Source organism: Streptococcus sp. Marseille-P7375, assembly GCF_902460365.1.
Lineage (GTDB): Bacteria > Bacillota > Bacilli > Lactobacillales > Streptococcaceae > Streptococcus > Streptococcus cristatus_I.
Genome location: NZ_CABPTR010000001.1, coordinates 882,410 through 902,925, shown reverse-complemented (window position 1 = coordinate 902,925; position 20,516 = coordinate 882,410). Strand labels below are relative to the sequence as shown.

Below are 20,516 nucleotides of genomic sequence, written 5' to 3'. Positions count from 1 at the left end.
TAAAAGGATGAGTGGATATATGTTTGATGGATATTTTAAACACTTCCTTCATTTTGCACAACAATATTGCTTAGCAATAACTGTTAATGTAAAAAAAAGATGGAAATATTTGTTGCTATTATGGCTCATGGTTTTAGCTATATATGTTTATCTAGGTGGCTCGATTATTTTTATACCTAAAACATTATTAATCATAACGGGGCTAATTGGCAGTTTAGCTGTTTGTGTAGATGGGAAAATACATAATAAAGTATGTACAATGATTATCTTGATGGGAAGCATCTTTGCTTTCATAACTCCAGTTTTGGACGCTCCAGATGAGAATGCTCACTATTCGCGGGCTTTGTATATATCTGAGGGACATCTTTATTTACCTAGTAAACCAAAGGAATTTCAGGTTTCTAAAGATGTGGTTATAGCGGATAAAGTTATGAAAACACCTCTAATAAAATCGGGATTAGATAAGGTACGAACATCATCAGATAAAGCCTATTATCCGCAATTTGTTGCAACGAATGCTTCCTCTTTTGTTCCATACTTACCGCAAGTAGTAGGTATTTTAATAGCAAAAATTCTGGGACTAAGTGTATTTGCATCTATACTCTTGGGAAGACTCTCTAACTTAATTGTGTATTCATTATTGGTGAGATTGGCTATAAAAAAATCTAACGGAAAAGAATTATTATTCTCTACAATTGCCATGATACCGATGGCGGTTTATTTAGCTTCGTCTTTTAGTACTGATGGAATGGCGAATGGTTTAACTTTCTTACTGTTGGGAACATTTTGTAGTTTGGTAGGTCAGAATAAAGTGGATATGAAAGATATTTGTATTTTTGCATCTCTATGTTTATTAATGGCAACTATAAAACTTCCTTATGTTTTGCTTGTTGGTTTATTATTATTCATTCCTAAAAATAAATTTAAAAGCCGTCACACATACTTGTATATAATTACTGCAATCGTTTTTGTTGCAATAATTAGTTTCCTATGGTTACGTTTATCTAGTGGAATTAATATAACTCAGGTAAATGATGTTGCGAATCCAGTTGAAAAATTAAAGTACACTTTCGCCCACTTAAAAACATTTTCGCTATTTTCTTTCAAAGAGCTAATTAATTTAATTCCAAATTTACTCCCGTCCCTATTTACATTTGGTTGGTTAAGTTATGGTTTAGGAAATCTTATGTGGTTTTATCTTCCTTTTATTGCTTGTATCATATTTATGATTCCGCAATATAATCCATTACCTACTTTTAGTAAGTTTGGAACATTGTTAGTAGGTTTCGGTATAACATTAGGAATTTTGATGACAGCCTATCTGATGTGGGGAAAAGTAACGGAAATGAGTTTTAATGGCATTCAAGGACGATATTTTATTGGAGTCATACTTTCAATGGGATTAGCACTAAATGTTTCGCACTTCTATGTTCCTGCACCTGTCGTCTTGACTAATGAGGAAGAAGAGAGGAGGGATAGTCTCGTATTATTTATTGCGTTGTTATTTATTATTATGTCAATAGTATTGACAATTTTAGAATATTATGGTGTCAAAGCCTAGTTAAGGAGTTATAAATGAAGAAAGTTTATATTTTTATTGCTGTATTGCTATCTATGGTGTTTATAAACGTTTTGTCAGTAAGTGCAAACGATGGTGGAGTAGAAATGTATAGAATGTATAATCCAAATAGTGGAGAACATTTTTATACAGCAAGTTGGGATGAAAAAGAGATGTTAGTAGGTGTAGGGTGGCACTACGAGGGAATCGGTTGGATTGCTCCTCTGGAAGGTCAAGATGTTTACAGAATGTACAATCCAAATGCGGGTGATCATCACTATACTCTGAATGCAAATGAACGAGATTTCTTAATACGAGCTGGTTGGAGATATGAAGGAGTTTCATGGAAATCTTCAGGTCAGCATCCGTTGTATAGATTATATAATCCTAATGCAAAAGCTGGTAGTCATCATTATACTTTATCTGAAGGAGAGAAGGACTATTTGGTTCAAGTGGGATGGCGTTATGAAGGGATAAGTTGGAATGCTATCGGGCTGGGCAAACCAGTTTCTCATTCATCTAATAACTCTTCTGTAGAAAATCACTCAGGTACAATATCTGAAAGTGGAATTTATCCTAATTGTGAAGCTGCTAGGAGAGCAGGAGTTACCCCTATTTATCGTGGGCAACCGGGTTATAGTAGCAAGTTAGATAAAGATGGAGATGGAGTAGCGTGCGAAAAATGAGATAATCTATTGTCTATGTGTATAGGAAAGGAATAATATGACAATTTCGGTGATTGTTCCGTGTTTTAATGAAGAAGAGTCTATTCCTTTGTTTCATGAAGCTATGAAAGCGGTGAAATATCAAATCCGTGACCAGTTCGAATATATTTTTGTCAATGACGGATCGACAGATCAAACCTTGGCTGTTTTGCGTGAGCTCAGCAGTCGCTGTCCAGATGTGCACTATCTGTCCTTTTCTCGTAATTTCGGAAAAGAAGCGGCCCTCTATGCTGGTTTGCAAGAGGCGAGCGGGGATTTTGTGACGGTCATGGATGTGGATTTGCAGGATCCGCCCGAGCTCCTGATTGAGATGAAAGCCATGCTGGACTCGAATCCTGAGCTGGACTGTGTGGGGACTCGTCGCACTACTCGAGAGGGCGAGCCGCCAATCCGAAGCTTTTTCGCCAATTTGTTCTATAAGCTGATTAACAAGATTAGTCAGGTAGAGATGGTAGATGGTGCGCGGGACTTCCGCCTGATGCGCCGCCCAATGGTAGACGCTATTCTGGAAGTTTCAGAGTACAATCGCTTCTCCAAGGGGATTTTTGCCTGGGTGGGCTTCAATACCGAATACTTGGCATACAAAAATGTTGAACGAGTGGCTGGCAAGACCTCTTGGAATTTCTGGTCTCTTTTCAACTATTCTCTGGAAGGTATTGTCAATTTCTCTGATGCGCCGCTCAACATCGCCTTTTTAGGAGGTATCCTGTCTTGGATTTTAGCCTTCATCCTGATGGTAGTAATTATTATCCGTACCTTGGTTTTTGGTGACCCGACATCGGGCTGGCCGTCCCTTATGACCGTCATTCTCCTTATTGGAGGCTTCCAGCTGCTAACCATCGGTATATTGGGCAAGTACATAGGCAAAATCTTCATGGAAACCAAGAAACGCCCGATTTATGTGATTAAGGAGAAGAGTAAGTAAAGAAGCAGATTTTTTCTGCTTTTTTTGATATAATAAAATCATCGAATTTTTATGATCTGAAAGGACAAACAAATGATTTTAATCACAGGTGCGAATGGACAGCTGGGAACAGAGCTCCGCTATCTTTTGGATGAGCGCAATGAAGAGTATGTGGCTGTTGATGTAGCTGAAATGGATATTACCAATGCCCAAATGGTGGACAAGGTCTTTGCGGAAGTCAAGCCAAGCTTGGTCTATCACTGCGCAGCCTATACTGCAGTTGATGCAGCTGAAGATGAAGGTAAAGAGCTGGACTATGCCATCAATGTGACCGGTACTGAAAATGTCGTAAAAGCAGCAGAAGCACATGGAGCGACCTTGGTCTACATCTCAACAGACTATGTCTTTGACGGCCAAAAGCCTGTCGGTGAGGAGTGGGAAGTAGATGATCGGCCAGATCCACAGACGGAGTATGGCCGTACCAAGCGCATGGGTGAAGAGCTGGTTGAAAAATATTCTAGCCGTTTCTACATTATCCGTACTGCTTGGGTCTTTGGTAACTACGGCAAAAACTTTGTCTTTACCATGCAAAATCTTGCTAAGACACATAAAACTCTGACAGTAGTCAATGACCAACATGGCCGTCCAACTTGGACTCGTACGCTGGCTGAATTTATGACCTATCTGGCTGAAAATCAAAAGGAATTTGGTTATTACCATCTGTCTAATGATGCGGCTGAGGACACCACTTGGTATGACTTTGCAGTGGAAATTCTCAAAGATACGGATGTGGAAGTCCAGCCGGTGGATTCTAGCAAGTTCCCAGCTAAGGCTAAGCGACCTTTCAACTCAACTATGAGCCTGGCCAAGGCCAAGGATACAGGCTTTGTCATTCCAACTTGGCAGGATGCTTTGAAAGAGTTTTACAAGCAGGAAGTGAGAAAATAAGGCGTTGATAGACTAGTTCGCTATGAACTAGTCTATTTTATGGGTTAAACAACTTAATGAACCTTGTTGAAAGTTCCACAAATCACCAAGAAAATGATATAATAGACTAGATTGTAAATCTTTGAATTGAGGAAAAGCATGAGACATGTCTTCATCATCGGGAGTCGAGGACTTCCTGCTAAATATGGCGGATTTGAAACCTTTGTTGAAAAATTAGTAGAAAATAAGGTTTCTTCCAAAATCCAGTATCATGTAGCTTGTTTGTCGGATGATGAAGCTTTTCATCATTTTGATTACAAGGGAGTGGATTGCTTCACCATTAAGGCTCCTAAATTAGGGCCGGCTCGGGTGATTGCCTATGATATGATGGCCATCAATTATTCTTTAAAGCTAGTGCAAGAGCAGCAGATTGAGCGTCCAATTTTTTATATTTTGGGTAATACGATCGGAGCCTTTGTGGCGCCTTTTGCACATAAAATTCATAAAGCAGGCGGGACTTTCTTTATTAATCCAGATGGTCTGGAATGGAAGCGGGCCAAGTGGCCTAAGCCAGTTCAAGCCTATCTTAAATATTCTGAGAAGGTGATGACCAAGCATGCTGATCTGGTCATTGCGGACAACCAAGGTATTGAAAGTTATATAAAAGAATTCTATCCTTGGTCCAAGACGGCTTTCATTTCTTATGGGACAGATCTCCAGCTATCTTCTCTTGACTCTCAGGATGCTTGCGTGCGTGATTTTTTTGAGAAATGGCAGAGCAGAGAAAAGGAATATTATTTGATTGTTGGACGTTTTGTGCCAGAAAACAACTACGAGACCATCATTCGGGAATTTATGAAATCCAAAACCCAATATGACTTGCTGATTATTTGCAATCATGAGGGAAATCCTTATTATGAAGAGCTTAAGCAAAAAACGGGTTTTGATAAGGATTCTCGGATTAAGTTTGTCGGGACTGTTTATAATCAAGAATTGCTCAAATACATCCGCAATCAAGCCTTTGCCTACTTGCATGGCCACGAAGTCGGTGGAACTAATCCTGGGCTTCTGGAAGCTCTGGCTCAGACTGATGCCAATTTGGTTTTGGACGTGGACTTCAACCATCAAGTAGCCCAAGAAACAGCTTTTTATTGGCAAAAAGAAGAGGGGCAGTTGGCCCAGCTGATTGACAAAGTGGATGGTCAGCTTGATTTTTCTGAGCTAGGTCAGGCAGCCAAAGAAAATATGAAAGAAAACTACACCTGGGAAAAAATTGTAGGTGAATACGAGGAGCTATTTTTATCATGAAAGTGACTATTCTTCTGTCTACCTATAATGGAGAGCAGTTTCTGGCAGAACAGATTGAAAGTATTCAAGCCCAAACCTATAGGGATTGGCAGCTCTTGATTCGAGATGACGGATCTAGTGATGGAACGCGAGCGATTATTGAGGATTTTTGCCGTCAGGATGACCGAATTTTCTTTATCAATCCGGAAGAAGTTCAAAATTTGGGTGTCATTAAGAGTTTTCATAGCTTGCTTAAGTATCAGGATTCGGATGTTTACTTTTTTAGCGATCAGGATGATGTCTGGTTGCCGGATAAGTTGGCGATTCAGTTGGCGGCATCAGAAAACTATGATGATTCCGTACCTTTGTTGGTTTATATGGATTTAAAAGTGGTGGATCAGGAGCTAAATGTTGTTCATGAAAGTATGATTCGAACGCAGTCTGATCATGCCAATACAAAATTGATTCAGGAACTGACGGAAAATACGGTGACAGGTGGCGTTTCGATGATCAACCGCGCTCTGGCTGATTTGTGGACAGGGCAGGAGGAGCATGAACTGCTCATGCACGATTGGTATCTGGGCTTGTTGGCTTCGGCTTTTGGGCAACTCGTTTATCTGGATCAGCCAGGTGAGCTCTATCGCCAGCATTCGAATAATGTATTGGGAGCTCGAACCTTACGCAAGCGGATGAAGAACTGGATTCATCCTAGCCGTCTATTTGCTAAATATTGGAAATTGATAAAAGACAGTCAGACTCAGGCTCGCAACCTTCTCAGCCAGCCTCTGACAACTGAAAATAGAGAAATTATTGAAAATTTTGTGACAATCATGGAAGCCCCTTTTGTAGAGCGACTGCGACGGATTCGAAAGTATGGCTACAGAAAAAATCGTGCCTTTCATACTTTGGTTTTCACGACGCTCATTCTCACAAAATTTGCTTATAAGGAGTAATATGCATGCTAGATTATTTTAGCCAAAAAAACTGGATTCTCTTGAGAGAGATGATTAAAACAGATTTTAAATTACGTTATCAAGGCTCTCTTATTGGCCACTTATGGTCTATTTTGAAACCTCTACTACTATTTACGGTCATGTATTTAGTTTTTGTACGTTTTTTACGTTTCGATGATGGTACCCCTCATTACGCAGTATCGCTTCTCTTAGGAATGGTGACGTGGAACTTTTTCTCAGAAGCAACTAATATGGGCATGATGTCTATTGTGTCTAGAGGGGACTTGTTACGAAAGTTGAATTTCTCTAAGTCGATTATTGTCTATTCTGCTATTGCAGGTGCGGCAATAAACTATGCAATTAATCTATTGGTGGTTTTTGTTTTTGCGTTGATTAATGGTGTCTCATTTAGTTTTGGATGGTTAGTCATCATTCCTTTGTTTTTAGAGCTGGTTTTAATGTCGGCTGGTTTTGCCTTTATGCTCTCTACTCTCTTTGTAAAATATCGCGATATTGGTCCAATTTGGGAAGTAGTGCTGCAGGCAGGCTTATATGCGACACCAATCATTTATTCACTGACTTTTATTCTTCAGAGAGGACAAGTTACTTTTGCAAAATTAATGATGCTAAATCCAATTGCACAAATTATTCAAGATTTACGCCACTTTGCAATTTATTCAGGGAGCATGCGAGGATGGGATTTGATTGAAAATCCATGGATTGCTCTGATTCCTTATTTGTTGCCAGTAGTGATATTTGGACTTGGATATTATATCTTTAATAAAAATGCTAAGAGATTTGCGGAGATTCTATAATGTCAAATAATATTGCAGTAAAAGTTGACCATGTCAGTAAGTTTTTTAAACTGCCAACAGAGTCAACACAAAGTTTAAGAACAAGCCTAGTTAACCGATTTCGAGGAATCAAAGGTTACAAAGAACAACATGTCCTAAAGGATATTTCCTTTGAAGTGGAAAAGGGAGATTTTTTTGGAATTGTCGGCCGTAATGGTTCAGGAAAATCAACCCTTTTGAAAATCATTTCAGAGATTTATATTCCCGAAAAGGGAACAGTGACCATTGATGGCAAGTTGGTTTCCTTTATCGAGCTAGGTGTCGGCTTCAATCCAGAGCTAACCGGCCGCGAAAATGTCTATATGAATGGTGCCATGCTGGGCTTCTCAACTGAAGAAGTAGATGCCATGTATGATGACATTGTTGAATTTGCTGAGCTGGGTGAATTTATGAATCAAAAACTCAAAAATTATTCTAGCGGGATGCAGGTTCGCTTGGCTTTCTCTGTGGCAATCAAGGCTCAAGGGGACATTCTGATTTTGGATGAGGTTCTGGCTGTGGGGGACGAAGCCTTTCAGCGCAAGTGTAATGATTATTTCTTAGAAAGAAAGAATTCTGGGAAAACAACTATTCTGGTTACCCATGATATGGGAGCTGTCAAGAAATATTGTAATAAGGCTATTTTAATTGAAGATGGCTACATTAAAGCCAAAGGTGAGCCTAGAGATGTTGCCAATCAATATAGCTTTGACAATACAGAACAAGTAATCACTTCAGATCAACCGGGAATTGAAAGAAGTGGTTCAGTTGTTGAAAATTTGAAGTTATCACTATTGTCTTCTAAAAGAGCTGCACCAAATGAACCAATTTCATTTGATTTGACGTATACCTTACTAGAAGCTGTGCCGACTTATATTGCTATCTCATTTACAGATATTGATCGTAATATTTGGATTTATAATGATAATACGATGGATAATTTAACAAGTGGCAAGGGTGATGTTAAGGTAAACTATCAGTGTTCACTAGCAGGACTAAACGATATTAAGTTAAAACTTGAAATTACTGTGAGGGATGAGAATAATCAAGTTTTAGCCTTTCTTCCGACTGATGAGATTCCAGTTATTGTTCTAAATAGGGACGATATTGATGAAGATGATGAGTCAGCTAAAGATTCTGCAACTGGTATTATTCAAAGAAATGGGAAGTGGAGTTTTTCTTAAGAGAAAAAGGGAAGTTTGAATGAAAGTATCGATTATTTGTACCAATTATAATAAGGGGGATTGGGTACGAGAGGCTATAGATAGCTTTCTCAATCAGAAAACAAATTTTGATTTCGAGATTATTATCATTGATGATGCTTCAACAGATCATTCGTATGAGATTATTCAAGAATATCAAAATAAGTTTCCTGAAAAAGTTAGAACTTCTCGTAATGAAGTGAACCTTGGCATTACTAAAACTTGGAAAAAAATTTGCCGAGAAGCTAAAGGTCAATATATCGCAAGATGTGATAGTGATGATTTTTGGATTGACCCATTAAAACTTCAAAAGCAAGTTGATTTGTTGGATGCTTCAATTGATTCACTTTGGTCAAATACTGAATTTGATATGGTAGACTTAGACGGGAATCTTATCCAAAAAAATGCCTTTGCTAATAAGGCGCTTCCTTTGATTGATTCCTATGAAGAGATGCTTGTTATGAAAGGTATGACGATGGCTTCAACCTGGTTGGTTGATACCGCACTTATGCAAGATGTATCTGCTCAAATTAGCGATACAGCCGCAGACGATACATTTGAGTTACAACTTGAATTATTCAAACGCACTAAAATTTCTTTTTTGAGTGATTCTACCACTGTGTATCGTATGAATTTAGGGTCCGATTCAAAACCTATGGCATTGGAGACTGCTGAAAAGCGGTTCACAGGTATCTTGGATTCTCAAATTAAATATCTCAACAAGTATCCAGATCAGGATATTCAAAGAATCTCACACTTAGCGCTTGTTAAGGATCGTGATTTGGATGTCTTAGTTTTTAAAAAAGATCGTCAGATAGAAGACTTAGATTTAAGACTGAATCAGGTGTCGCGAATTTCTCATGACCAAAATGAGTATATTGAAGTTTTGAAGAAAGAGAGTCAAGAGTTTCAAAATGAGTTGAATCGTTTACAGATTTTATATCATGACTTACAAAACCAATATAACAGTGTTGTTACTTCGAGAAGATGGACAATACCAACTAAAATTATTAATTTCTTTAGGAGAAGTAAATGAAACGTCTATTGCTTTATGTTCATTTTAATAAATATGATCATATTAGTCGGCATGTATTTTATCAACTTGAACATATGAGACCATTGTTTGATAAATTAGTTTTTATTTCAAATAGTCGTCTTAGTGAAAGTGAAGTACAAAAACTTCGTGATAAACACCTGATTGATGATTTTATCCAACGTGAGAATAAAGGTTACGATTTTGCTGCTTGGCATGATGGTATGAAATTTGTTGGATTTGATAACTTGAAACAGTATGATTCTGTCACTGTTATGAATGACACTTGTTTTGGTCCACTCTGGGACATGGCACCGATCTATGATAACTATGAATCAAACCCAAATGTAGATTTTTGGGGTATGACTAATCATCAAGGAATTAAAGCCGGTGATATTTATATTCATGAACATTTGCAATCTTACTTTATTTCATTTAAAAAACACTTAGTTGAATCTAGTGTTTTCCAAAAGTTCTGGAAATCAGTTGAGAGTTTCGAAGATGTTCAAAAGGTAATTGATAATTATGAAACTCTTTATACCAAGAAATTCATGGATGCTGGATTTAACTATGAATCTATTCTCAATACGATTCCATTAAATGACAAGTTTTTCCATAGCAATTTCACTATTCATTATCCCCATGTTTTGCTTGATGCAGGAGTGCCGTTCATCAAGGTTAAAACATTTGATTTAACTCAGCATCTAGCTCCTTATTTGCTTAAGGAAATCGAGAAAAGAACGAACTATCCAGTAGAATTTATCTTATCTCACATGTCAGATATGAGTTTACCAACTCCACCTTATTTACTTGATCGCAAAGTTATTGAGGAAAGTTCACAGACATATTCAGACACTAAAAAAATTGCTGTACATCTTCATACCTACTATGTTGACTTACTAGAAGACTTTTTAAAGCAATTTGAAAATTTCCACTTTACTTATGACCTCTTCCTAACTACGGATTCAGAAAAGAAAAAATTAGAAATTGAAGCTGTTTTATTAAAACGTAATCAACCAGGGAAGATATATATTACTGGAAACAAAGGTCGAGATATTATCCCAATGCTGAAATTGCGGGAAGAATTGAGTACCTATGATTATATCGGGCATTTCCATACTAAAAAATCTCCAGAATATCCATATTGGGTAGGAGATTCATGGAGAAATGAGCTATTTGATATGTTACTAAAACCGGCTGATTTAATTATGGCTAAGTTGGAAAATGATGATCGTTTGGGATTAGTAATTGCAGATATCCCGACTTTTTTCCGATATACTAAGATTGTGGATCCCTGGAATGAAAATAAATTTGCTGACGATATGAATATTCTTTGGGAGAGAATGAACATTAATCGTTCTATTGACTTTAATAAATTAAATACCTTTATTATGAGTTATGGAACATTCATTTGGTTCAAGTATGATGCCTTGAAACCACTCTTTGATTTAAATCTACAAGATGGGGATATTCCTTCGGAGCCTCTTCCGCAACATACTATTTTACATTCTATCGAGAGAATTCTTGTTTATTTAGCTTGGTCACAAAGGTTTGACTATGCTATTTCTAAAAATGATATTTATATCACACCATTTGTAGATAACACTGTTTTAAATATCCGTCCAGATACTTTACCTAATACTTATATTAATTTTGATAATATCGGGGGGATCAAAGGCGCCTTAAAATATATTTATCGAGGGCCAGGTAGTGCGATAAAGTATATTATAAAAAAAATATTAATAAAGATAAATGGGACAAGAAATAGTTTATCAGATAAAGAGGGAAGAAGTTAGTTGAAAAAAGAACTGAAATTTTTAGGTGACTATTATGAACAGATTTGTTTTATTTTAATTAGTTGTTTAATCTTAGATGTGACAGCTGTTAATATTAATGTCTCCACAGCTTTTAGAATATTTACTATCAATTCCCCGTTCCAAATTTTTGCAATGATTATTAGTGGAATTGCATGCTGGTTGCTAGGACGCTATATTTCAAAATTTCTACGAAAAGAAACATTTATCGCTATTGTAGTTGTCTTTTTTATTTACATACTATTTTCTTATCTGTTAGAAATCACAAGAAACTTGAATGATTTTTCTTATAAAATATGGGATATTGACAAGAATCATTTATGGCAAACTAATAGTTTATATTTAATAATTCCCATACTAGTTTTTGGAATTATTAACAAATATATTCTGAAAAAAGGTAAGCAGGAACCATTTAAAACTTTTAATATTAATTACCAGAACTTAAGTTTTATGGAGACCTTAGTTGTTTCCCAGTTATTTATTATAATGTGTTTAACAGATTCTAAATTGCCAGCGGTAATGGATAAACTTTCATTATTTTTAGAATTTACGAATACAAATAGTGAGCAATATATTTTTCGATTAATTGGTTTTGTTATCTACATTGTGCTAGTCTCTACAATTCCAAGCTTCGTACTTGTGAAGGGTATGAGAGATGTTATTAACAATCGTTCTAGTTTTTCAGTAGCATTTACATTTAGTGCACTTTTTGCGCTTATCTTCAATTACACAATTCAGGATAGTCTCAAGGCTGATGTAATCATATTAGATGTACGCTTATTTACAGGAGCAACACTTTTTCAGATTATTATCTTTTTTGCTTTATTTTTATTAATTTATTTAATTTGTAATAGTTTTTTATTCCCGACAATCATTTGTATATTTTTGGGAGTTGTTACAACTATTGCAAATAGTTTGAAATTTCAATTTAGGCAGGAGCCAATTCTTCCTAGTGACTTAGCTTGGTTGAAGACACCGAGAACCTTGCTAAGCTATGCAGATGGACATTATGGAATGTATATTTTACTTAGCGTTTCTATAGTAACAATATTCTATCTTGCTGTTAGAAAATATATTTTACCAAATAAATTAATCCAGAATTTCAAACATAGACTAGCTTTAATTTTACTAATCTGCAGTTTTTTTGCTACAGTTACAGGAATCTTTTCGTCTAAAAAAGATGGAAGAATTGCAGAAAATATCCCTGTGATTTCTATTTTGAATAATTACCATGATCTAACTTGGTATGGCAATACGATTAATTCTCAATTACGATCATTGTCATTCGTATGGTTCTCGCAGATGTCAGAAACTGTGATGACACAGCCGAATGGTTATAGTCAGTCTAAGATTCGTTCTTTGGAAGAAAAGTATAGACAATTAGCAGATTCAATAAATACTACTAGATCAAACCTAATAAGCGAACAAACTGTAGTTTATGTTTTGAGTGAAAGTTTTTCTGATCCTGAAAGGCTTTCAGGTATATCAATTACTACAACTCCGATACCAAATATTCGTGATATCAAATCACGAACGACAAGTGGTTTGATGCAATCAGACGGTTATGGTGGCGGAACTGCGAATATGGAGTTTCAAACAATTTCAGGACTTCCATACTATAATCTTTCACCAAGTATATCGGTTCTCTATACAGAAATTGTTCCTAGAATGAATGCATTTCCTGCAATTAGTGATCAATTTGAATCGAAGAATCGTATTGCCATACATTTAGCTGCTCCAACGAATTACTCTAGAGATATTATTTATAAGACATTAGGATATGATAAATTTATTTCTTTAGGAACTAGTGGATTATCTGTTTATAGACAAGGAGAGAATTATAGCGATGCTTCTACTTATCAACTAGTGATAGATAACTTAAAGAAAGAGCAAAATCAGTTTTTTTCAGTCATAACAATGCAGAATCATGCACCCTGGTCAGAAAGCGAGCCCTCAAATCTTATGGCACAAGGGGAGGGCTTTACAGCCAATGAAAATAACAAGTTAATAAACTATACTCGCTTGCTCTACCACACAGACAATGCGACCAAGGAGTTTCTAGATAAGCTTTCTAAAATTGATAAAAAGATAACAGTAGTCTTTTACGGTGATCACTTGCCAGGTCTGTACCCTCAGTCAGCTTTTAAGGATCATCCCGAAAATCAATATCTGACCGATTACTTTATCTGGAGCAATTATGAGACACCTAAGTTGAACTATCCTTTGGTCAATTCTAGTGATTTTTCAGCCTTGCTACTTGAGCAGACCAATTCGAAAGTATCTCCTTACTACGCTTTATTGACGGAGGTTCTCCATAAAGCCAGTGTGGACAAGAAAGCACTGGATTCATCAGCTCAGGAAATTGCAGATGATTTGAAATTGATCGAGTATGATATGGTTGGTGGGAAAGGATATCTTTCGAAGGATTTCTTTGCTGTACCAGCAAAATAAAAAATAGAATAGGTTTACCAATTCTATTTTTTATTATTTTATGCTAAACTAGTAGTAAGGGGGTGAAGATATGATAAAGATTTTTGGGAAAGTACGCTATCATTGGCAACCAGAAATGTCAGTGTTAGTGATTTATTGGTCTTTGTCAGTCATTCCGATTTTTATAGGACTGGCCTTGATGTACGAAAGCTCCAGTGTTCCGACTCTTGTCCTCTTTTCATTCTTTTTGTTTATGGTCTTACTGGCTATCGGTGTGCATAGATATTTTACGATTTATGATGACGGTATTTTGCGTATTATTACGGCAAATCCTTTCACGCCAATCAAGATTGATATTTCAACGATTGAGAAGCTAGAAGTTACAAAAACGTCTATCACCCTTCATTTTACAGGGAAGAGTCGTAGCAGGACCTTCTGTATGCGGAAGTGGCCAAAAAAATATTTTGTCAACGCCCTAGCTTTAAATGAGCATTTTAAAGGCGAAGTGGAATTAGTAGACAATCTGACTCTTCTAGATTATTTCGAGGTCTACTATGGTGACCAGGCCAATAAACATTAGTCTTTTAGCAGAGCTCGGGTTGGACAGTTTTTAATAGCCTCGAGAATCTCAGGCTGACTCTCAACCTCTTTCTCTAAGAGCTGGTCGTCTTGATAAAATTTGACAATGCCATTATCATGATAATCAAAGAGATCTGAGTAGGTCTGGCAGAGTCCGCAAGCAATGCAACGTTCGGGAATGAGTGTAACTTTCATACTCATATTGTAATAAGATTTTTAGAAAAACTCAAGGAGGAAGTCATGGAAAAAGAACCATGGGAAGCAGATGTATATGATAATGGAGCAGAGAAATTGAATCGCAGAAAGAAAAGTCAGGCGAGTCGAGTTGATCGCTGGCTGACCATATTAGCGGCTATTTTTCTAGTGATGGTCATTGCTATGGCACTCTTTTTCGCCTATCTATCTACTGGTGGAAGTAATAAAAAGACTGTTATGGATGGATTTTATGGCACTTCTAATGCAGCTGCATCTTCAAGTAGCAGCGCGGAACAACCAGCTCCATCAGAACAACCAAGTGAATCAGAAGAAAAGCCAACTCAGTCTTCAGAAGGTACCTTGACTGTTCAGCCTGGTGAAGGAGAGGCTGCGATTGCAGCGCGTGCAGGTATCTCTATTGCAAAATTGGAGCAATTGAATCCGTCGCACATGTCTACTGGTTCTTGGTATGCCAACCCAGGTGATATTGTTAAGATTCAGTAGGAGCGGGTTATGAAACAGATTCAGATTGCGATTGATGGACCTGCGTCAAGTGGAAAATCCACTGTTGCAAAGATTATTGCCAAAGATTTTAATTATACCTATTTGGATACGGGTGCCATGTACCGTGCAGCCACTTACCTAGCTTTACAAAATCATTTGACTGAAAGTGATGCAGATGAGATTGTAGCTTTGCTCGAGACTTATTCGATTAGTTTTGGTCGTTCTGAGAATGGTGAGCAGTTAGTGTTTGTAGGAGATGTCGATGTTACTCATCCGATTCGAGAAAATGAAGTAACCAATAATGCGTCGTGGGTATCAGCTATTCCAGAAGTGCGTGAAAAATTGGTTCATTTGCAGCAGTTGATTGCCGCACAAGGCGGTATCGTCATGGATGGCCGTGATATTGGGACAGTAGTCTTGCCAGATGCAGAATTGAAAATTTTTCTAGTTGCTTCAGTTGAGGAAAGAGCAGAACGCCGTTACAAAGAGAATCTCGAAAAGGGGATTCCAGCTGATTTGGAAACTCTCAAAAAGGAAATAGCGGAGCGGGACTACAAGGATAGTCATCGCGAAGTATCACCTTTGAAACCAGCGGCTGACTCCATTCATTTTGATACGACTGGCATTGGAATTGCTGAAGTTGTCAAATTTATTGAAGAAAAAGCGAAGAAAATTATTGACAAATAAAAAGAAACTTGGTATGATAGTAGAGTTGAGAAAAGCAGAAGTGAGAACTTCTCGCCTTGCGACTAACGTTGTCTGGCTCTACAGGATTCAGTTTCAGTGATGAAATACTATCATGTAGTGCGGGTTTGCGTTAGCAGGTCCGCACTTGTTTTTCTCGAAAAATAAAAAAAGAGGTGAAAACCATAGCAAAACAAGACTTATTCATCAATGATGAAATTCGTGTGCGTGAAGTTCGGTTGATCGGTCTTGACGGCGAACAATTAGGTATTAAACCGCTTAGCGAAGCGCAATCTCTTGCGGATGAAGCAAATGTCGATTTAGTCCTGATTCAGCCACAAGCTAAACCACCTGTTGCGAAAATTATGGACTATGGTAAGTTCAAGTTTGAGTATCAGAAAAAGCAGAAAGAACAACGTAAAAAACAAAGCGTTGTCACTGTGAAAGAAGTACGTCTCAGTCCTACCATTGATAAAGGGGACTTTGATACAAAACTTCGTAACGCACGCAAGTTCCTTGAAAAAGGAAATAAAGTTAAGGTATCCATTCGCTTTAAAGGCCGGATGATTACCCACAAAGAAATCGGGGCTAAGGTCTTGGCAGACTTTGCTGAAGCAACTCAAGATGTTGCAATCATTGAGCAAAAGCCTAAGATGGATGGACGTCAAATGTTCATGCAAATGGCACCGATTAGTGACAAAAAATAAACTGTCAAAAAGTTAGAAAAAGGAGATTTTATCATGCCAAAACAAAAAACACACCGCGCATCAGCTAAACGTTTCAAACGTACAGGTTCTGGTGGCTTGAAGCGTTTCCGTGCTTACACTTCTCACCGTTTCCACGGAAAAACTAAGAAACAACGTCGTCATCTTCGTAAAGCATCTATGGTGCATGCAGGAGATTTCAAACGTATCAAAGCAATGCTTACAGGTCTTAAATAAGAGATTTTGTAACAATTATCTAGGAAATATTGGAGGAAATAAAACATGGCACGTGTTAAAGGTGGCGTTGTATCACGCAAACGTCGTAAACGTATTTTAAAATTAGCTAAAGGTTACTATGGAGCAAAACATATCTTGTTCCGTACTGCAAAAGAGCAAGTAATGAACTCTTACTACTATGCATACCGTGACCGTCGTCAGAAAAAACGTGACTTCCGTAAATTGTGGATCACTCGTATCAATGCGGCAGCTCGTTTGAACGGACTTTCATACTCACAATTGATGCATGGTTTGAAATTGGCTGAGATCGAAGTAAACCGTAAAATGCTTGCTGACTTAGCTGTTAACGATGCAGCAGCTTTCACAGCTCTTGCAGATGCAGCTAAGGCTAAACTTGCTAAATAAGAATACAAAAAGTTGAAACATTGTTTCAACTTTTTTCTTGTCAGGATGACAATCGCCAAGTGTTTTAGTATAATATAGTGAGAATGGATGGAGGACTGAATAATGATGTCAAATCGGTTAGCTTGGGATGAATACTTTGCAGCACAGGCACTTTTGATTGCCAATCGTTCGACCTGTAAGCGCGCCAAGGTCGGTGCGGTCTTAGTCAAGGATAATAAGGTCATATCGACCGGCTACAATGGCTCTGTTTCAGGAACAGAGCACTGTATTGATCATGAGTGTTTGGTCATCGATGGTCATTGCGTGCGAACTTTGCATGCAGAGGTCAATGCTATCTTGCAGGGAGCTGAGAGGGGTGTTCCTAAGGGATTTACGGCTTATGTGACTCATTTTCCTTGTTTAAACTGTACCAAGCAACTGCTTCAGGTTGGCTGCAAGCGCGTGGTCTACATCAACCAATATCGGATAGATGATTATGCTCAGTACCTTTACAAGGAAAAAGAAGTGGAACTGGTGCATTTGCCACTGGATGATGTCAAGAAGGCCATTGCTCAGACGGAGTTGGTATAGTTTGCTTGAAATGTTTAGCACTAATAATCCGCTTAGATCGAATAAATCTAAATGATAAAGTTATAGTTTTGAACTATAGCTTTTCTTTTGAAAATGATTCAGCATAATTCTAAAAATCATGATATAATGGAGAGGTTATATAGTCCCGATAAGATGGTAGGAAACTTCTATCAGTACTTTGTAACTCGCAAACAATGACGGCTCCAAAGTCACTCGTCATTCAATGGTTGCCGCTATATTGCGGTCACCCTATGCGCCTTACTAGCTTCAGAAATAAAAAGGTATCGTTTTTATTTCTTTTGCGTTGTAACTCGTGGGCGAGATGATTTTAAATCATTTTGGAGTTTGTTTACTTGTTTAATATTTTTTAAGGGGGGACATTTCTATGTCAGAACGTAAACTTTTCACGTCTGAATCTGTATCGGAGGGACATCCCGATAAGATTGCAGACCAAATTTCCGATGCTATTTTGGATGCTATTTTGGCTCAGGATCCAGAGGCTCATGTTGCAGCTGAAACCGCTGTTTATACAGGCTCCGTCCATGTTTTTGGAGAAATTTCCACTACAGCCTATGTAGATATCAATCGGGTGGTTCGTGATACCATCGCAGAGATTGGCTACACCAATACAGAGTATGGCTTTTCTGCAGAGACAGTTGGTGTCCATCCATCTTTGGTGGAGCAGTCACCAGATATTGCTCAAGGGGTCAATGAAGCATTTGAGGTTCGAGGAAATGCTCAAAAGGATCCGCTGGATTTGATTGGGGCTGGTGACCAAGGTCTCATGTTTGGCTTTGCTGTGGATGAAACACCAGAGCTCATGCCATTGCCTATTTCTCTCAGTCACAAACTGGTGCGTCGTTTGGCAGAACTGCGCAAATCAGGTGAATTATCTTATCTGCGACCAGATGCCAAGTCTCAGGTTACGGTCGAATACGATGAAAATGATCGCCCAATTCGTGTAGATACGGTAGTTATTTCTACCCAGCATGATCCTGAAGTCAGCAATGAACAGATTCATCAGGATGTTATCCAAAAGGTCATTGCTCAAGTGATTCCAAGCGAATATTTGGATGGTCAGACCAAGGTCTTTATCAATCCTACTGGCCGCTTTGTTATCGGTGGCCCGCAAGGGGACTCTGGCTTGACAGGACGTAAGATTATTGTGGATACCTATGGTGGCTATTCTCGCCACGGCGGTGGTGCCTTCTCTGGTAAGGATGCAACTAAGGTCGATCGCTCTGCGTCTTACGCGGCTCGTTATATCGCTAAAAATATCGTAGCTGCTGGTTTGGCTAAAAAAGTAGAAGTGCAGTTGGCCTATGCCATTGGGGTTGCTCAGCCCGTTTCAGTCCGCATTGATACTTTTGGAACAGGCGTAGTTTCTGAAAGCAGACTTCAGAATGCTGTCCGCCAAATCTTTGATTTGCGTCCGGCAGGTATTATCCAAATGTTGGATTTGAAACGCCCAATCTATCGCCAAACAGCTGCTTATGGCCATATGGGTCGGACAGACATCGATCTTCCTTGGGAACGCACAGACAAGGTAGCTGCGCTCCAAGCAGCTTTGCAATAAAATAGTAGCTCTCAGTTTAAACTGAGGGCTTTTTTGTCTAGGAAAATAGACAGAACTATGATATAATAAAGAGTAATACCGTGAAAGAGCTAAATTTTAAAACATGAAAAAAATTGTAATTAATGGTGGTCGCCCTTTAAAAGGAGAGGTGACTATTAATGGTGCCAAAAATAGTGTTGTGGCCCTTATCCCAGCTATTATTTTAGCTGATAATGTTGTTACTTTAGATGGTGTACCGGCGATTTCGGATGTTGATAGCCTCATCGAAATCATGGAAATCATGGGAGCGACTGTCAAGCGGTCTGGCGATTGCTTGGAGGTTGATCCTAGAAACATCAAGAATATGCCGATGCCATCTGGTAAAATCAATAGTCTACGGGCTTCTTATTATTTTTATGGAAGTTTGCTAGGGCGTTTTGGAGAAGCGACAGTTGGGCTTCCTGGAGGCTGTGACCTTGGTCCTCGTCCGATTGATCTCCATCTCAAGGCTTTTGAAGCGATGGGCGCTCACATGACCATGGAAGGCAATTATATGAAATTGTCAACGGGCGGCAAACGCTTGGCTGGAGCTAGTATTTACATGGATACCGTTAGTGTCGGTGCCACGATAAATACGATGTTGGCAGCAGTTAAGGCTGAGGGGCGTACGGTGATTGAAAATGCGGCACGTGAGCCAGAAATCATCGATGTAGCTACGCTGCTTAACAATATGGGAGCTCATATTCGTGGGGCTGGGACTGATATTATCACGATTGAAGGTGTAGATAGCCTTCATGGAACGCGCCATCAAGTGATTCCGGATCGGATTGAAGCTGGGACCTATATTTCTTTGGCGGCAGCAATTGGACAAGGTGTCCAGATCAATAATGTCCTTTATGAACATTTGGAAAGTTTCATTGCTAAGCTAGAAGAAATGGGTGTGCGTATGACCATTTCAGAAGACAGCATCTTTGTAGAAGGGCAGAAGGAATTAAAAGCTATTAACATCAAGACTTCGCCTTATCCTGGCTTTGCTACGGATTTGCAGCAGCCAATCACTCCGCTTTTGCTGACAGCTCATGGCCATGGAAAAATCGTTGATACCATCTATGAGAAACGGGTCAACCATGTCGCTGAATTGGCAAAAATGACTGGTAAAATCTCAACCGCTAGCAATCAAATCGTCTATGAAGGACCAAATCAGCTGCAAGGTGCTTCTGTGAAAGCAACGGATTTGCGTGCGGGTGCAGCCTTGGTGATTGCTGGTCTGATGGCTCAGGGCCGAACAGAGATTACCAATATTGAATTTATTTTACGCGGTTATTCCAATATTATTGAAAAATTAAGAAGTCTGGGTGCGGACATCCAGCTCATCGAAGAATAAGCGTTTATCGCTTATTTTTTATAGGGGAAGCCT

21 protein-coding genes and 1 other annotated feature are annotated in these 20,516 nt (G+C 38.4%); of the genes, 20 read left to right on the top strand and 1 reads right to left on the bottom strand.

Annotated elements, in window-relative coordinates:
* Positions 1 to 19: 19 nt before the first annotated feature.
* The 12 genes from FZ954_RS04690 (at position 20) to FZ954_RS04635 (ending at position 14,246) form a co-directional block, all read left to right on the top strand.
* Positions 20 to 1,561 (top strand): DUF2142 domain-containing protein, encoded by a 1,542-nt coding sequence (locus FZ954_RS04690; RefSeq protein ID WP_262366223.1) that lies wholly within the window; start codon positions 20 to 22, stop codon positions 1,559 to 1,561.
* Positions 1,562 to 1,575: 14 nt separating this feature from the next.
* Complete coding sequence (locus FZ954_RS04685; protein WP_148877465.1) at positions 1,576 to 2,244, top strand: excalibur calcium-binding domain-containing protein; 669 nt, start codon at positions 1,576 to 1,578, stop codon at positions 2,242 to 2,244.
* A gap of 37 nt (positions 2,245 to 2,281) precedes the next feature.
* Entirely contained in the window at positions 2,282 to 3,208 is a 927-nt protein-coding gene (locus FZ954_RS04680; protein WP_148877462.1) for a glycosyltransferase family 2 protein, read from the top strand.
* Between the two features lie 72 nt (positions 3,209 to 3,280).
* A complete protein-coding gene (gene rfbD, locus FZ954_RS04675) occupies positions 3,281 to 4,135 on the top strand; it encodes a dTDP-4-dehydrorhamnose reductase (RefSeq protein ID WP_148877459.1) in 855 nt (284 codons plus the stop codon).
* A gap of 138 nt (positions 4,136 to 4,273) precedes the next feature.
* On the top strand, positions 4,274 to 5,422 hold the full coding sequence (gene cps2T, locus FZ954_RS04670; protein WP_148877457.1) for a beta 1-4 rhamnosyltransferase Cps2T: 1,149 nt from the start codon (positions 4,274 to 4,276) through the stop codon (positions 5,420 to 5,422).
* Positions 5,419 to 6,354, top strand: a complete 936-nt coding sequence (locus FZ954_RS04665; protein WP_148877455.1) for a glycosyltransferase family 2 protein — start codon at positions 5,419 to 5,421, stop codon at positions 6,352 to 6,354. Before cps2T ends, FZ954_RS04665 begins: the two co-directional genes overlap by 4 nt.
* A gap of 5 nt (positions 6,355 to 6,359) precedes the next feature.
* Entirely contained in the window at positions 6,360 to 7,169 is an 810-nt protein-coding gene (locus FZ954_RS04660) for an ABC transporter permease (RefSeq protein WP_005590601.1), read from the top strand.
* The gene (locus tag FZ954_RS04655) at positions 7,169 to 8,371 is read left to right on the top strand and encodes an ABC transporter ATP-binding protein (protein WP_005590600.1); all 1,203 of its coding nucleotides are present in this window, start codon (positions 7,169 to 7,171) and stop codon (positions 8,369 to 8,371) included. Before FZ954_RS04660 ends, FZ954_RS04655 begins: the two co-directional genes overlap by 1 nt.
* Positions 8,372 to 8,390: 19 nt before the next feature.
* Positions 8,391 to 9,425: a glycosyltransferase gene (locus FZ954_RS04650; RefSeq protein WP_148877452.1), complete on the top strand. Its 1,035-nt coding sequence runs from the start codon at positions 8,391 to 8,393 to the stop codon at positions 9,423 to 9,425.
* Positions 9,422 to 11,218 carry a rhamnan synthesis F family protein gene (locus FZ954_RS04645; protein WP_148877450.1) on the top strand — a complete coding sequence of 599 codons (1,797 nt, stop codon included), beginning with the start codon at positions 9,422 to 9,424 and terminating at the stop codon, positions 11,216 to 11,218. The genes FZ954_RS04650 and FZ954_RS04645 overlap by 4 nt, the downstream gene beginning before the upstream one ends.
* Positions 11,219 to 11,230: 12 nt before the next feature.
* A complete protein-coding gene (locus FZ954_RS04640) occupies positions 11,231 to 13,687 on the top strand; it encodes an LTA synthase family protein (RefSeq protein ID WP_187423328.1) in 2,457 nt (818 codons plus the stop codon).
* Positions 13,688 to 13,757: 70 nt separating this feature from the next.
* Entirely contained in the window at positions 13,758 to 14,246 is a 489-nt protein-coding gene (locus FZ954_RS04635; protein ID WP_148877445.1) for an EbsA family protein, read from the top strand.
* On the opposite strand, the gene FZ954_RS04630 is transcribed toward FZ954_RS04635, so the two are convergent.
* Positions 14,243 to 14,440, bottom strand: a complete 198-nt coding sequence (locus FZ954_RS04630) for a ferredoxin (protein WP_306452468.1) — start codon at positions 14,438 to 14,440, stop codon at positions 14,243 to 14,245. The genes FZ954_RS04635 and FZ954_RS04630 overlap by 4 nt on opposite strands.
* Positions 14,441 to 14,485: 45 nt before the next feature.
* Here FZ954_RS04630 and FZ954_RS04625 point away from each other — a divergent pair, with 45 nt between their 5' ends.
* The 8 genes from FZ954_RS04625 to FZ954_RS04585 all read left to right on the top strand — a co-directional run bounded on the left by FZ954_RS04625 (position 14,486) and on the right by FZ954_RS04585 (position 20,483).
* Positions 14,486 to 14,944 (top strand): SAG1386/EF1546 family surface-associated protein, encoded by a 459-nt coding sequence (locus FZ954_RS04625; RefSeq protein ID WP_045499497.1) that lies wholly within the window; start codon positions 14,486 to 14,488, stop codon positions 14,942 to 14,944.
* 9 nt (positions 14,945 to 14,953) lie between these two features.
* Positions 14,954 to 15,631 (top strand): (d)CMP kinase, encoded by a 678-nt coding sequence (gene cmk / locus FZ954_RS04620; protein ID WP_148877443.1) that lies wholly within the window; start codon positions 14,954 to 14,956, stop codon positions 15,629 to 15,631.
* Positions 15,632 to 15,657: 26 nt separating this feature from the next.
* Positions 15,658 to 15,788: a sequence feature (ribosomal protein L20 leader region), on the top strand.
* A 16-nt stretch (positions 15,789 to 15,804) separates the two neighbouring features.
* Complete coding sequence (gene infC, locus FZ954_RS04615; protein WP_015604487.1) at positions 15,805 to 16,335, top strand: translation initiation factor IF-3; 531 nt, start codon at positions 15,805 to 15,807, stop codon at positions 16,333 to 16,335.
* 33 nt (positions 16,336 to 16,368) lie between these two features.
* Positions 16,369 to 16,569 carry a 50S ribosomal protein L35 gene (rpmI, locus tag FZ954_RS04610; RefSeq protein WP_005590589.1) on the top strand — a complete coding sequence of 67 codons (201 nt, stop codon included), beginning with the start codon at positions 16,369 to 16,371 and terminating at the stop codon, positions 16,567 to 16,569.
* Between the two features lie 45 nt (positions 16,570 to 16,614).
* Positions 16,615 to 16,974, top strand: coding sequence for a 50S ribosomal protein L20 (rplT, locus tag FZ954_RS04605; RefSeq protein ID WP_005590588.1), 360 nt, complete (start codon positions 16,615 to 16,617; stop codon positions 16,972 to 16,974).
* A gap of 102 nt (positions 16,975 to 17,076) precedes the next feature.
* Positions 17,077 to 17,544 carry a cytidine/deoxycytidylate deaminase family protein gene (locus tag FZ954_RS04600; protein ID WP_125370707.1) on the top strand — a complete coding sequence of 156 codons (468 nt, stop codon included), beginning with the start codon at positions 17,077 to 17,079 and terminating at the stop codon, positions 17,542 to 17,544.
* A gap of 385 nt (positions 17,545 to 17,929) precedes the next feature.
* Positions 17,930 to 19,120, top strand: coding sequence for a methionine adenosyltransferase (metK, locus tag FZ954_RS04590; protein WP_062005864.1), 1,191 nt, complete (start codon positions 17,930 to 17,932; stop codon positions 19,118 to 19,120).
* Between the two features lie 103 nt (positions 19,121 to 19,223).
* A complete protein-coding gene (locus FZ954_RS04585) occupies positions 19,224 to 20,483 on the top strand; it encodes a UDP-N-acetylglucosamine 1-carboxyvinyltransferase (RefSeq protein WP_125390568.1) in 1,260 nt (419 codons plus the stop codon).
* Positions 20,484 to 20,516: the final 33 nt, after the last annotated feature.

Coding starts and splice junctions, on each gene's coding strand:
- FZ954_RS04690 (WP_262366223.1), top strand. CDS start 20: ATGTTTGATGGATATTTTAAACACTTCCTTCATTTTGCACAACAATAT.
- FZ954_RS04685 (WP_148877465.1), top strand. CDS start 1,576: ATGAAGAAAGTTTATATTTTTATTGCTGTATTGCTATCTATGGTGTTT.
- FZ954_RS04680 (WP_148877462.1), top strand. CDS start 2,282: ATGACAATTTCGGTGATTGTTCCGTGTTTTAATGAAGAAGAGTCTATT.
- rfbD (WP_148877459.1), top strand. CDS start 3,281: ATGATTTTAATCACAGGTGCGAATGGACAGCTGGGAACAGAGCTCCGC.
- cps2T (WP_148877457.1), top strand. CDS start 4,274: ATGAGACATGTCTTCATCATCGGGAGTCGAGGACTTCCTGCTAAATAT.
- FZ954_RS04665 (WP_148877455.1), top strand. CDS start 5,419: ATGAAAGTGACTATTCTTCTGTCTACCTATAATGGAGAGCAGTTTCTG.
- FZ954_RS04660 (WP_005590601.1), top strand. CDS start 6,360: ATGCTAGATTATTTTAGCCAAAAAAACTGGATTCTCTTGAGAGAGATG.
- FZ954_RS04655 (WP_005590600.1), top strand. CDS start 7,169: ATGTCAAATAATATTGCAGTAAAAGTTGACCATGTCAGTAAGTTTTTT.
- FZ954_RS04650 (WP_148877452.1), top strand. CDS start 8,391: ATGAAAGTATCGATTATTTGTACCAATTATAATAAGGGGGATTGGGTA.
- FZ954_RS04645 (WP_148877450.1), top strand. CDS start 9,422: ATGAAACGTCTATTGCTTTATGTTCATTTTAATAAATATGATCATATT.
- FZ954_RS04635 (WP_148877445.1), top strand. CDS start 13,758: ATGATAAAGATTTTTGGGAAAGTACGCTATCATTGGCAACCAGAAATG.
- FZ954_RS04630 (WP_306452468.1), bottom strand. CDS start 14,440: ATGAAAGTTACACTCATTCCCGAACGTTGCATTGCTTGCGGACTCTGC.
- FZ954_RS04625 (WP_045499497.1), top strand. CDS start 14,486: ATGGAAAAAGAACCATGGGAAGCAGATGTATATGATAATGGAGCAGAG.
- cmk (WP_148877443.1), top strand. CDS start 14,954: ATGAAACAGATTCAGATTGCGATTGATGGACCTGCGTCAAGTGGAAAA.
- rpmI (WP_005590589.1), top strand. CDS start 16,369: ATGCCAAAACAAAAAACACACCGCGCATCAGCTAAACGTTTCAAACGT.
- rplT (WP_005590588.1), top strand. CDS start 16,615: ATGGCACGTGTTAAAGGTGGCGTTGTATCACGCAAACGTCGTAAACGT.
- FZ954_RS04600 (WP_125370707.1), top strand. CDS start 17,077: ATGATGTCAAATCGGTTAGCTTGGGATGAATACTTTGCAGCACAGGCA.
- metK (WP_062005864.1), top strand. CDS start 17,930: ATGTCAGAACGTAAACTTTTCACGTCTGAATCTGTATCGGAGGGACAT.
- FZ954_RS04585 (WP_125390568.1), top strand. CDS start 19,224: ATGAAAAAAATTGTAATTAATGGTGGTCGCCCTTTAAAAGGAGAGGTG.